Here is a 12,872-nt window from a genome sequence, read left to right as displayed (position 1 = left end):
AAACACTTGCCGGGATAATTATTGCTAAGTAACATCTGCTGCCGGTATTTAAGGATAAATCAAGCAAATGTCGTCAGTCATCAATCGTCTTATTGAATTAACAGGTTGGGTGGTTCTTGCGGTGTCCGTGGTCCTCCTTGGCGTTGCCAATCATATCGATAATTATCAGCCTCCCGAACCGACTGCCGCTGTTCAGCAGAAATAGCGCACCAGGCGGCGTATGTCGCCTGGAAAGTCGGTTTTCCCGAATTATTTGCAGAAAAAGCCGAAAAATTATCTGAAAAAGCGAATTGTGCGGCCTCCCATGCCGGCGCTTATTGCCAGTGATGGCGAAGCGCGTTACCCTTCGCTCTGGTGTCGTCTGGCACTGCAAACACCATTTAAGAAAATACTTTTTCGGCCTTTACCTGCCGGTTCCTTTCACCGGGACAGGTTTATTTTACCTTCACCACTCGTGGCTTTATTTTTATATATAGGGATCCCTGTTTATGACTGTTCAGGATTATTTATTAAAATTTCGCAAAATTAGCTCGCTCGAAAGCCTGGAAAAGCTGTTTGACCACCTGCACTACACCCTGACCGACGATCATGACATTATCAATATGTATCGCGCGGCCGATCATCGCCGCGCAGAACTGGTCTCCGGCGGTCGCCTTTTTGATGTTGGTCAGGTACCGAAATCCGTCTGGCACTACGTGCAATAAGAAAGTAGCGCTTGCCGGTAAAAGCTTTATAATAATTGCCCCAAAAAGAACGGTACGTCTGGCAATTCCGGAGATTTTATGACCACAACACCGGCACAGCGCATTGGCGGTTGGTTACTGGGCCCGCTGGCCTGGCTTTTAGTCGCCTTGCTGAGTGCGTCGCTGGCCTTGTTCCTGTATGCTACGGCGCTCGCCTCGCCCAAAACGTTAGCGATGCTGGCGGAGCAAAGTACCGGCAACCTGCTGTTGTGGGGCGTCTCTTTTCTTACCGCGATTGCCATGTGGTATTACACCCTGTGGTTGACGATTGCGTTCTTTAAGCGCAGACGCAGTGTGCCGAAGCACTATATTATCTGGCTGCTGGTCTCCGTCTTACTGGCGGTCAAGGCTTTTGCCTTTTCACCGGTGCCCGACGCCTTAGCTGTGCGTCAGTTACTCTTCCCGTTGCTGGCGGCAGCACTGTTAGTGCCCTATTTCAAGCGTTCCTCGCGTGTGAAAACGACCTTTGTGAACCCGTAATAACCTTACAGTTAACCTGTTGTCGCCTGCTGTAGATTGTCAGATAATAGGCGGCTTTTTTATTTCAGGCCGAAAAATGACTGATTACCTGCTGCTGTTTGTCGGAACTGTACTGGTCAATAACTTTGTACTGGTTAAGTTTCTGGGGCTTTGTCCTTTTATGGGCGTTTCCAAAAAGCTGGAAACCGCGATGGGGATGGGGCTTGCGACCACGTTTGTGATGACGCTGGCCTCAATCTGCGCCTGGCTGATTGACACCTGGATCCTGATCCCGCTCAATCTCATTTATCTGCGCACGCTGGCCTTTATTCTGGTTATCGCGGTCGTGGTGCAATTTACTGAAATGGTGGTGCGCAAAACCAGCCCGGCGCTCTATCGCCTGCTGGGGATTTTCTTACCGCTGATCACCACCAACTGCGCGGTTCTCGGTGTCGCGCTGCTGAATATCAATCTCGGCCATAACTTTTTACAGTCGGCGCTGTACGGTTTTTCCGCCGCCGTCGGCTTCTCGCTGGTGATGGTGCTGTTTGCGGCGATTCGCGAGCGTCTCGCCGTTGCAGATGTACCGGCACCGTTTCGCGGTAACGCCATTGCGCTGATTACCGCCGGGTTAATGTCTCTGGCCTTTATGGGCTTTAGTGGTTTGGTGAAGTTGTAATGAATGCTATCTGGATTGCCGTTGCCGCCGTGAGCCTGCTGGGCCTGGTGTTCGGCGCTATCCTGGGTTACGCCTCCCGTCGTTACGCGGTGGAGGATGATCCTGTCGTGGAAAAAATCGATGAGATTCTGCCGCAGAGCCAGTGTGGGCAATGCGGCTATCCCGGCTGTCGCCCCTATGCGGAAGCGATTGGCAGTCAGGGTGAAAAAATTAACCGCTGTGCGCCTGGCGGCGAAGCGGTGATGTTAAAAATCGCTGAACTGCTGAACGTGGATCCCCAGCCGATTGATGGCGATGAACAGGATGTGGCGCCGGTCCGCATGCTGGCGATGATTGATGAAGCCAACTGTATCGGCTGCACCAAGTGTATTCAGGCCTGCCCGGTGGACGCCATTATTGGCGCAACGCGTGCCATGCACACGGTGATGAGTGATTTGTGCACGGGCTGCAATCTGTGCGTGGATCCCTGCCCGACTCACTGCATTGAACTGCGTCCGGTCGCCGAAACACCTGACAGCTGGAAGTGGGATTTAAACACGATCCCCGTGCGTAATATCCCCGTGGAACAACATGCTTAAGTTATTCTCTGCTTTCAGAAAAGATAAGATCTGGGATTTCAACGGCGGTATCCATCCGCCGGAAATGAAAACCCAGTCAAACGGCACGCCGCTGCGTCAGGTTCCCCTCGCGCAGCGCTTTGTTATGCCGCTCAAACAACATATCGGTGCCGAAGGTGAACTGTGCGTCGCCGAAGGGCAACACGTATTGCGCGGACAAGCGCTGACCCGTGGATGGGGAAGAATGCTCCCGGTTCATGCGCCCACTTCCGGGACGGTGGTCGCCATTGCGCCCCACTCAACGGCGCATCCTTCGGCATTAGCTGAACTTAGCGTGATCATCGACGCCGACGGCGAAGACCGCTGGATTGAACGCGAAGGTTGGCAGGATTACCGTTCGCAGAGCCGCGAAGCCCTAATCGAACGTATTCACCAGTTCGGCGTCGCTGGACTGGGCGGTGCCGGCTTTCCAACCGGCTATAAATTAAAGGGTGGCGGCGACAAAATTGAAACGCTGATCATCAACGCGGCGGAATGTGAACCCTATATCACTGCCGACGATCGGCTGATGCAGGATTGTGCGGCGCAGGTTGTCGAGGGTATCCGTATCCTGGCGCATATTCTGCAACCTCGTGAAGTCCTCATCGGTATCGAAGATAACAAACCGCAGGCCATCTCAATGCTTCGTGCGGTGCTGGCCGACGCGCGGGATATCTCACTGCGTGTCATCCCGACGAAATATCCGTCGGGCGGCGCAAAACAGCTGACCCAAATCCTGACCGGGAAGCAGGTTCCGCACGGCGGTCGTTCTTCCGACATCGGCGTACTGATGCAAAACGTCGGTACGGCGTATGCGGTAAAACGCGCGATCGTCGATGGAGAACCGATTACTGAACGGGTTGTGACCCTCACCGGTGAAGCGGTCAGTCGTCCAGGCAACGTCTGGGCGAGGCTGGGTACACCAGTGAAACATCTGTTAAATGATGCCGGTTTCTGCCCTTCTGCCGATCAGATGGTGATTATGGGCGGCCCGCTGATGGGCTTCACCCTACCGTGGCTCGATGTGCCGGTCGTAAAGATCACCAACTGTTTGCTGGCGCCGTCAGCGACAGAGATGGGTGAACCACAGGAAGAGAAAGGCTGCATTCGCTGTAGCGCCTGCGCCGACGCCTGCCCGGCAGATCTTCTGCCCCAGCAGCTTTACTGGTTCAGTAAAGGGCAACAGCATGACAAAGCCACGGCGCATAACATTGCCGACTGCATTGAATGCGGTGCCTGTGCCTGGGTTTGCCCGAGCAATATTCCGTTGGTGCAATATTTCCGTCAGGAGAAAGCCGAGCTTTACGCAATAAGCCAGGAAGAGAAACGCGCGGCAGAGGCTAAAGCGCGCTTTGAAGCGCGTCAGGCTCGCCTGGAGCGAGAGAAAGCGGCGCGTCTGGAACGTCACAAGAAAGCCGCCGTGCAGCCTGCGGCAAAAGATCAGGATGCCATTGCCGCCGCCCTGGCTCGCGTCAAAGAGAAACAGGCGCAAGCGACTCAACCGGTGATGATCAAAGCCGGTGAAAAACCGGACAATAGTGCGGTGATAGCCGCTCGCGAAGCGCGCAAAGCGCTGGCACGAGCAAAACAGGCCGGGAACGTCACCGCAGTGGATGCCGATCCGCGCAAAGCCGCCGTCGAGGCCGCTATCGCCCGTGCGAAGGCGCGCAAGCAGGAACAGCAGACCAGCGGCGAACTTGCTGCACCGGCTGAACCGGTGGATCCGCGCAAAGCCGCCGTTGAGGCCGCTATCGCCCGTGCGAAGGCGCGCAAACAGGCTCAGCAGGCCAGCAGCGAACCTGCCGCACCGGCTGAACCGGTGGATCCGCGCAAAGCCGCCGTCGAGGCCGCAATTGCCCGTGCGAAGGCGCGTAAACAGGAACAGCAGGCCAGCGACGAACCTGCCGCACCGGCTGAACCGGTGGATCCGCGCAAAGCCGCCGTCGAGGCCGCTATTGCCCGTGCGAAGGCACGCAAACAGGCGCAGTTGGCCAGCGACGAACCTGCCGCACCGGCTGAACCGGTGGATCCGCGCAAAGCCGCCGTCGAGGCCGCTATTGCCCGTGCGAAGGCACGCAAACAGGCGCAGTTGGCCAGCGACGAACCAGTTGCCCCTTCCCTGGAACCGGTCGACCCACGCAAGGCGGCCATCGCCGCTGCAATAGCGCACGCAAAAGCTAAAAAAGACGCTCAGCAGCAGGTTGTTAACGAGGAATAAATGGTATTCAGAATCGCAAGTTCTCCCTACACGCATAATCAGCGTCAAACCTCGCGCATTATGCTGCTGGTCTTACTGGCTGCGGTGCCAGGCATCGCCGTGCAATGGTGGTTTTTCGGCTGGGGGACGCTGTTCCAGATCGTACTCGCCTGCGCCAGTGCGCTGCTGGCGGAGGCCGCCGTACTCAGATTGCGTAAACAGCCGGTAGTGGCGATTTTAAAAGATAACTCCGCGCTGCTGACCGGTCTGCTGCTGGCCGTCAGTATTCCTCCCCTCGCCCCCTGGTGGATGGTGATCCTCGGTACGGTATTCGCGGTGATCATTGCCAAGCAATTGTATGGTGGTCTGGGACAAAACCCGTTCAACCCGGCGATGATTGGTTATGTGGTGCTGCTAATCTCCTTCCCGGTGCAGATGACCAGTTGGTTGCCCCCGCAGGATATTGCCGCCAGCGCGCCGGGACTGGTCGATGCGCTGCAGGTCATCTTTACCGGGCATACCGCCAGCGGCGGTGATATGAATACGTTGCGTATGGGGATTGACGGGGTAAGCCAGGCCACGCCGCTGGATACGTTCAAAACCTCTCTGCATGCAGGTCATTCTGTTGAGCAGATCATGCAGTACCCCATTTACAACGGTATGTTTGCCGGTGCGGGCTGGCAGTGGGTCAACCTGGCCTGGCTGGCTGGCGGTGTTTTTCTGCTACAGCAAAAAGCTATTCGCTGGCATATTCCGGTAAGCTTCCTGCTCTCATTGGGCGTCTGTGCGACGCTGGGCTGGCTGTTTGCCCCCGAGTCGCTGGCTTCCCCGCAAATTCATCTGCTCAGTGGGGCAACGATGCTTGGCGCATTCTTCATTCTGACGGACCCGGTGACGGCCTCGACGACCAATCGCGGTCGTCTGGTGTTTGGCGCACTGGCGGGCCTGCTGGTGTGGTTAATCCGTAGCTTCGGCGGCTATCCGGATGGCGTGGCCTTTGCCGTACTGTTAGCCAATATTACGGTGCCGCTGATTGACTACTACACGCGCCCGCGCGTGTACGGACACCGCAAAGGATAATCCATGCTGAAAACGATTCGTAAACATGGCATCACCCTGGCGCTGTTTGCCGCTGGCTCGACCGGACTCACCGCCGCCATCAACCAGTTGACCAAAACCACCATTGATGAACAGGCAGCCATTCAGCAAAAGGCGCTGTTTGATCAGGTCTTGCCTGCCGATCGCTATAATAACCGTTTGCAGGATCGCTGCGTCGTGGTCAGCGCCCCTGAGCTGGGCAAAGGCGAGCATCGCGTTTATATCGCTGAGCAGGACGGGACTCCCGTGGCGGCGGTACTTGAGGCGACGGCACCGGATGGTTATTCCGGTGCCATCCAGTTGTTGGTCGGCGCCGATTTCAGCGGTACGATTTTAGGCACTCGCGTGACGGAACACCATGAAACGCCGGGTCTGGGCGATAAAATAGAACGGCGTCTGTCTGACTGGATCACCGGTTTCAGCGGAAAAAAAATCCAGAGTGATAACGACAGCCACTGGGCCGTGAAAAAAGACGGCGGGGATTTTGACCAGTTTACCGGGGCGACGATTACGCCACGTGCGGTGGTCAATGCCGTCAAGCGTGCCGGACTGTATGCCCGGACGCTGCCGGCACAACTTCCTCAACTTCCGGCCTGCGGAGAATAAATCATGAGCGAAATTAAAGACGTCATCGTTCAGGGATTGTGGAAAAACAACTCGGCACTGGTACAACTGTTGGGACTGTGCCCTCTGCTGGCGGTAACCTCTACGGCGACCAATGCGTTGGGACTGGGTCTTGCCACCACGCTGGTATTGACCCTGACTAATCTGGCGGTCTCGACATTACGTCGCTGGACGCCGGCAGAAATTCGTATCCCAATTTATGTGATGATTATCGCGTCGGTCGTCAGTGTGGTACAGATGCTGATCAACGCCTATGCCTTTGGCCTCTACCAGTCGCTGGGGATTTTTATCCCGCTGATCGTGACCAACTGTATTGTGGTGGGACGTGCTGAAGCCTTCGCCGCCAAAAAGGGTCCGGCGCTCTCTGCGCTCGACGGGTTTTCCATCGGGATGGGCGCAACCGGCGCTATGTTTGTGCTGGGCTCTCTGCGTGAGATTATCGGCAACGGAACCTTGTTTGACGGTGCGGATGGGCTGCTCGGTAGCTGGGCAAAGGTACTGCGCGTGGAAATTTTCCACACCGACTCTCCTTTCCTGCTGGCAATGCTGCCCCCCGGCGCCTTTATTGGCCTGGGACTCATGCTGGCGGTGAAATATCTCATTGATGAGAAGATGAAAAAACGTCGCGCCAGTGCGTCTGTCGCAACGGAGTTGCCCTCCGCTGAACCAGGGAATGTCTCATGAATAAAGCAAAGCGGTTAGAAATTTTAACCCGATTACGCGCGAATAATCCGCATCCGACGACCGAACTGAATTTCAGCTCGCCCTTTGAACTGTTGATCGCCGTGCTGTTATCGGCCCAGGCGACTGATGTCAGCGTGAACAAGGCCACGGCGAAACTCTACCCGGTTGCCAATACCCCCGCCGCCATGCTGGAACTCGGCGTTGAAGGCGTGAAGTCCTATATCAAAACGATCGGCCTGTTTAACAGCAAAGCCGAAAACGTGATTAAGACCTGCCGCATCCTGCTTGAGCAACATCATGGCGAGGTGCCTGAGGATCGTGCGGCACTTGAAGCCCTGCCGGGCGTGGGTCGCAAGACGGCAAACGTCGTGCTGAATACCGCCTTCGGCTGGCCCACCATCGCCGTCGACACGCATATCTTTCGCGTCTGTAACCGTACCCACTTTGCGCCCGGTAAGAACGTTGAGCAGGTGGAAGAGAAATTGCTGAAAGTGGTGCCCGCAGAGTTTAAGGTCGACTGCCACCACTGGCTGATCCTGCACGGTCGTTACACCTGTATTGCCCGCAAGCCGCGCTGTGGCTCCTGCATCATCGAAGATCTTTGTGAATACAAAGAGAAGGTCGATATCTGACTCGTCGGGGCAACCCCATCCGCCCCGCCATAACTTTTTGTTATCCTCTACTTCTTCCTCTTCATTCCGTCAATGATTCCACGTCATCAGGTTTAGACAAATGAATAATCCTGGTGATTAGTGCCTATTCAGGTTAATCCTTTTTTTAATAACGAAAATTTCTATCCAACTGTGATCACGATCATAGTGATAACCCTATGTAAATTATTTTGTTGAATTTGGTTAATTCTACAATCAGATGACAAGGAGTCAGTTTTTATACACAAAACATTACACTGGCTATTTTTTAGATGCTGGCCTTTATCACTACATTAAACGGCATATAGCAGAACATATCGCCATACAGCGATTTTCAGGACCAATTGACAGCGTAAAAAACTGCCATTCCGCAATTAAAAAAATTTAACGCTAGATAACATTTATCTACCCCGATGAATTCACCAGATGAGATATATGTAACAGGTTATTACAAAAGACTTGTCTGAAAGTGCAAGATAGTGAACATTACTTGCCGTTTCCCCTCCCACTATAACAATTTCACGGCTACCCAGTGGTATCACGTGACAGAACACCCCCGTTAATATGGGATGTAAAAAAAGAGGCTAAAGTGTCTACTGCAAACAAGAAACCAACGGAAAGCGTCAGTCTTAACGCTTTCAAACAACCGAAGGCGTTCTATCTCATCTTCTCGATTGAGCTCTGGGAGCGTTTCGGTTATTACGGCTTACAAGGAATTATGGCCGTTTACCTGGTTAAACAACTGGGTATGTCTGAAGCGGATTCAATCACTCTTTTCTCGTCTTTTAGCGCCCTGGTTTACGGTCTGGTCGCCATTGGTGGCTGGTTAGGCGATAAAATTCTGGGTACCAAGCGCGTCATTATGCTTGGTGCGGTAGTCCTGGCTATTGGTTATGCCCTGGTGGCATGGTCCGGACACGACGCTGGCATCGTTTATATGGGGATGGCCGCCATTGCCGTGGGTAATGGTCTGTTTAAAGCTAACCCGTCCTCGCTGCTCTCAACCTGCTATGCAAAAGATGACCCGCGTCTTGATGGTGCATTTACGATGTACTACATGTCCGTCAATATCGGTTCATTCTTCTCAATGCTGGCAACGCCGTGGCTTGCCGCGCATTACGGCTGGAGCACCGCGTTCGCGTTGAGCGTTGTCGGTATGCTGATCACCGTGGTGAACTTCGCGTTCTGCCAGCGTTGGGTGAAGAACTACGGTTCTAAACCTGACTTTGAGCCGATTAACTTCCGCAACCTGCTGCTGACCATCGTCGGTGTTATCGCGCTCATCGCGATCGCCACCTGGCTGCTGCATAACCAGCAAATCGCCCGCATGGTTCTGGGTGTGATCGCGCTTGGTATCGTGATTATCTTCGGTAAAGAAGCCTTCTCTATGCAGGGTGCGGCTCGTCGTAAAATGATCGTGGCGTTCATTCTGATGCTGGAAGCGATCATCTTCTTCGTGCTGTACAGCCAGATGCCGACATCGCTGAACTTCTTCGCTATCCGTAACGTTGAGCACTCCATTCTTGGCATCGCGTTCGAACCTGAACAGTATCAGGCGCTGAACCCGTTCTGGATCATCATTGGTAGTCCTATCCTCGCGGCTATCTATAACAAGATGGGCGACACTCTGCCGATGCCGACGAAGTTTGCCATTGGTATGGTGCTGTGTTCAGGCGCGTTCCTGATCCTGCCGCTGGGTGCCAAATTCGCCTCTGATGCGGGCATCGTTTCCGTTAACTGGCTGATCATCTGCTACGGCCTGCAAAGTATCGGTGAGCTGATGATTTCCGGTCTGGGCCTGGCCATGGTGGCACAGCTGGTTCCACAGCGTCTGATGGGCTTCATCATGGGTAGCTGGTTCCTCACCACTGCCGGCGCCAACATCATTGGCGGTTATGTCGCCAGCATGATGGCGGTTCCGGAAAACGTAACAGACCCGCTGATGTCTCTGGAAGTGTATGGTCGCGTGTTCCTGCAGATTGGCGTGGCGACCGCAGTGATCGCTGTTCTGATGTTGCTGACGGCGCCGAAACTGAACCGCATGACTCAGGACGACGAACCTCGCGAGAAAGCGTCTAAAACCGCTACCGCGTAAATTTCTGGGAAACGCATAATGAAGCTGCTAACGTTGCGTTAGCGGCTTTTTTTTTGCCTGAACCCGAACCAGGATACGTTAAACCTCAGTTGAAAGGAGTTATCGATGAAACTGTTCTACAAGCCAGGCGCCTGCTCTCTTGCCTCCCATATTACCCTTCGCGAGAGTGGGAAAGATTTCACGCTGGATGGCGTGGATTTGATGAAAAAGCGTCTGGAAAACGGCGATGATTTTTTCGCGGTCAACCCGAAAGGACAGGTTCCCGCTTTGCTGCTCGATGATGGTACGCTGCTGACCGAAGGCGTGGCGATAATGCAATATCTCGCCGACAGCGTTCCTGATCGCCAGTTGCTGGCTCCCGTAAGCAGCATTTCACGCTACAAGACGCTGGAATGGCTTAACTACATTGCGACTGAACTGCATAAAGGCTTCACGCCGCTGTTTCGCCCTGACACTCCAGAAGAGTATAAACCGACCGTTCGCGCGCTTCTTGAGAAGAAAATGCAGTACGTTGATGCCGCTCTCAAAGAGGGACAATGGATTTGTGGCTCGCGTTTCACTATCGCGGATGCCTACCTTTTCACCGTACTGCGCTGGGCGTATGCGGTAAAACTCAATATGGACGGGTTAGAGAATATTGCGGCATATATGAAACGAATGGCTGAGCGTCCGGGCGTTGCGGCAGCGCTGAAGGCGGAAGGAATACAGTAAGCGAATCAGGCCGGATGGCGGCGGTCAACGCCGCATCCGGCAGGCAAGTCAAAGCTGTGTGGCGCTAAAGTAGTGGTCTGGTTGAGCGATACGATCCTGCGCCGCCACCACCTGCAGTTCATATTCCTGCATTGCTTTGGTAGCAATCATAATCTCATACACCGCCGCCGTCACATGTTCCAGCGCCTGCTGGATTGTCGCCCCCTGCAGCAATTTCACTAACAGTAAACCACTGGTCACATCGCCCACGCCGACCGGCTGACGGACACCGAAATCCACCAGCGGACGACTGATGTGCCAGGCGTCATCGGCAGTAACCAGCAGCATTTCAAAACGATCCTGACTGTAACCCGCACGCGCCAGGTGTTTGACCAGCACAATTTCCGGCCCCTGCGCAATGAGCTCGCGGGCGGCGGTAACCGCTTCATCCACGGTGTTCACCGCGTGTTCACAGAGAATTTCCAGCTCAATCAGATTCGGGGCGATGATGTCGCTGGCAGGTAACGCGTGGCGAACATGAAATTCGGCGACGCCAGGCGCGACAATGCACCCCTTTTCCGGATGTCCCATCACCGGGTCACAAAAATATTTCGCCGCCGGATTCGCCGCTTTCACCTGACGCACAATCCCCAGAATATGCTCGCCCTGCTCGGCAGAACCCAGATAACCGCTCAGCACCGCATCACAGCGCTTCAGCTGATCGATATCGGCAATGCCCTGCACAATCTCCGTCAGATGCGAGGGCGGCATGACGCAGCCAGTCCATTTGCCGTATTGCGTGTGATTAGAGAATTGAACCGTATTGAGGGGCCAGACGTTGGCACCGAGGCGGCGCATCGGAAACTCCGCGGCGCTATTGCCAGCATGTCCAAAAACAACGTGGGACTGAATGGCGAGGATATTCTTCATTTTTTGCTTACCACAACCCTGAAAAAATAAAGGGGCGTGGTTTCCCACGCCCCTGCTAACTTTCGATTACTTCCAGCACACCAGACAGTAATTCTTCTTACCGCGACGCAGCAGCGTGTAGCGGCCGTACAGACGATCGCCTTCGGTGAAGGTGTACTCCGGATCCGACTGCTTCTCGCCGTTAATGGTGATCGCGTTTGACGCAATGGTCTTACGCGCCTGACCACGAGACGGCTGCAGTTCGGAATCCACCAGCGCCTGCATCAGATCTGCGCCTTTTTCCATCTCGACCATTGGCACACCGTCCTGCGCCAGTTGTTCGAAGTCCGCTTCACTCAAATCGCTCAGCGTACCGTTGAACAGGCTCTCGGTGATGCGTTTCGCCGCGATAAGGCCCTCTTCGCCATGCACCAGACGCGTGACCTGCTCGGCCAGCACGTACTGCGCACGCGGCGCTTTACCGCTGTTCTTGTCTTCTTCTTCCAGCGCATTGATCTCTTCAATGTCCATGAAGGTGAAGAACTTCAGGAAGCGATACACGTCGGCGTCCGCCGTGTTGATCCAGAACTGATAGAATTTGTACGGACTGGTTTTCTTCGGATCCAGCCATACTGCGCCGCCTTCGGTTTTGCCGAACTTGGTACCGTCCGCTTTGGTGATCAGCGGAACGGTCAGACCGAAGACCTGATTCTGATGCAGACGACGCGTCAGGTCTATCCCGGAGGTGATGTTACCCCACTGATCGGAACCACCGATTTGCAGCGCCACACCATGCAGTTTATTCAGACAGGCAAAGTCATAACCCTGTAACAGGTTGTAGGAGAACTCAGTGAAGGAGATCCCTTGATCGTCACGGTTCAGACGCTGCTTCACCGCTTCTTTGTTGATCATCTGGTTGACAGAGAAATGCTTACCGATATCGCGCAGGAAGGTCAGCACGTTCATGTTGCCGAACCAGTCATAGTTATTCGCCGCGATAGCGGAGTTGTCGCCGCAGTCGAAATCCAGGAACGGAGCAACCTGTTTACGGATTTTGTCTACCCACTCCTGAACGGTGTCTTCGGTGTTCAGTTTACGCTCGGCGGCTTTAAAGCTCGGGTCGCCAATCAGACCGGTCGCGCCACCGACCAGCGCCACAGGTTTATGACCTGCCTGCTGGAAGCGTTTCAGGCATAACAAGGGAACCAGATGCCCCAAATGCAAGCTGTCAGCGGTAGGATCGAAGCCGCAATAGAGCGCGATCGGGCCTTGCGCCAGTCGCTCTGCTAACGCTTCCTCGTCCGTCACCTGGGCAACCAGCCCCCGCTCTTGCAATTGTTTAATCAAGTTACTGCTTGCCATCAAAATCTCCATGTATAAAACGACTGCACCTTTGCCGGTACACGACTTTTCGCCAGACGCGAAAGCTCTATAGAATAAAGCGCTGG

The 12,872-nt window shown here is 54.5% G+C and carries 14 protein-coding genes; 12 read left to right on the top strand and 2 right to left on the bottom strand.

What is annotated here, in order from left to right:
• Window positions 1–79 precede the first annotated feature (79 nt).
• The 12 genes from blr to gstA all read left to right on the top strand — a co-directional run bounded on the left by blr (window position 80) and on the right by gstA (window position 10,536).
• Complete coding sequence (gene blr, locus KI228_RS10390; protein ID WP_043001937.1) at window positions 80–205, top strand: division septum protein Blr; 126 nt, start codon at window positions 80–82, stop codon at window positions 203–205.
• 283 nt (window positions 206–488) lie between these two features.
• Complete coding sequence (gene ydgT, locus KI228_RS10385; protein WP_043000783.1) at window positions 489–704, top strand: transcription modulator YdgT; 216 nt, start codon at window positions 489–491, stop codon at window positions 702–704.
• A 78-nt stretch (window positions 705–782) separates the two neighbouring features.
• Entirely contained in the window at window positions 783–1,223 is a 441-nt protein-coding gene (locus KI228_RS10380; RefSeq protein ID WP_043000784.1) for a DUF2569 domain-containing protein, read from the top strand.
• Window positions 1,224–1,299: 76 nt separating this feature from the next.
• Window positions 1,300–1,881, top strand: coding sequence for an electron transport complex subunit RsxA (rsxA, locus tag KI228_RS10375; protein WP_003029144.1), 582 nt, complete (start codon window positions 1,300–1,302; stop codon window positions 1,879–1,881).
• Window positions 1,881–2,459 (top strand): electron transport complex subunit RsxB, encoded by a 579-nt coding sequence (rsxB, locus tag KI228_RS10370; protein ID WP_043000785.1) that lies wholly within the window; start codon window positions 1,881–1,883, stop codon window positions 2,457–2,459. The genes rsxA and rsxB overlap by 1 nt, the downstream gene beginning before the upstream one ends.
• Window positions 2,452–4,695, top strand: coding sequence for an electron transport complex subunit RsxC (gene rsxC, locus KI228_RS10365; RefSeq protein WP_061070161.1), 2,244 nt, complete (start codon window positions 2,452–2,454; stop codon window positions 4,693–4,695). The genes rsxB and rsxC overlap by 8 nt, the downstream gene beginning before the upstream one ends.
• A complete protein-coding gene (rsxD, locus tag KI228_RS10360) occupies window positions 4,696–5,754 on the top strand; it encodes an electron transport complex subunit RsxD (RefSeq protein ID WP_043000788.1) in 1,059 nt (352 codons plus the stop codon).
• A 3-nt stretch (window positions 5,755–5,757) separates the two neighbouring features.
• Window positions 5,758–6,378: an electron transport complex subunit RsxG gene (rsxG, locus tag KI228_RS10355; RefSeq protein ID WP_044254656.1), complete on the top strand. Its 621-nt coding sequence runs from the start codon at window positions 5,758–5,760 to the stop codon at window positions 6,376–6,378.
• A gap of 3 nt (window positions 6,379–6,381) precedes the next feature.
• Window positions 6,382–7,080, top strand: coding sequence for an electron transport complex subunit E (locus tag KI228_RS10350; RefSeq protein WP_043000790.1), 699 nt, complete (start codon window positions 6,382–6,384; stop codon window positions 7,078–7,080).
• On the top strand, window positions 7,077–7,712 hold the full coding sequence (gene nth / locus KI228_RS10345) for an endonuclease III (RefSeq protein ID WP_043000791.1): 636 nt from the start codon (window positions 7,077–7,079) through the stop codon (window positions 7,710–7,712). Before KI228_RS10350 ends, nth begins: the two co-directional genes overlap by 4 nt.
• A 607-nt stretch (window positions 7,713–8,319) precedes the next feature.
• Entirely contained in the window at window positions 8,320–9,825 is a 1,506-nt protein-coding gene (gene dtpA, locus KI228_RS10340; protein ID WP_043000792.1) for a dipeptide/tripeptide permease DtpA, read from the top strand.
• A 105-nt stretch (window positions 9,826–9,930) separates the two neighbouring features.
• Window positions 9,931–10,536 carry a glutathione transferase GstA gene (gstA, locus tag KI228_RS10335; RefSeq protein ID WP_044254662.1) on the top strand — a complete coding sequence of 202 codons (606 nt, stop codon included), beginning with the start codon at window positions 9,931–9,933 and terminating at the stop codon, window positions 10,534–10,536.
• 48 nt (window positions 10,537–10,584) lie between these two features.
• Here gstA and pdxY read toward each other — a convergent pair whose 3' ends face one another.
• Both pdxY and tyrS read right to left on the bottom strand, forming a co-directional pair.
• The gene (gene pdxY, locus KI228_RS10330) at window positions 10,585–11,445 is read right to left on the bottom strand and encodes a pyridoxal kinase PdxY (protein ID WP_043000794.1); all 861 of its coding nucleotides are present in this window, start codon (window positions 11,443–11,445) and stop codon (window positions 10,585–10,587) included.
• Window positions 11,446–11,511: 66 nt separating this feature from the next.
• A complete protein-coding gene (gene tyrS, locus KI228_RS10325; protein ID WP_043000795.1) occupies window positions 11,512–12,786 on the bottom strand; it encodes a tyrosine--tRNA ligase in 1,275 nt (424 codons plus the stop codon).
• Window positions 12,787–12,872: the final 86 nt, after the last annotated feature.

Source organism: Citrobacter amalonaticus, from assembly GCF_018323885.1.
GTDB lineage: Bacteria > Pseudomonadota > Gammaproteobacteria > Enterobacterales > Enterobacteriaceae > Citrobacter_A > Citrobacter_A amalonaticus.
This window is presented reverse-complemented; position numbering and strand designations above follow the sequence as displayed.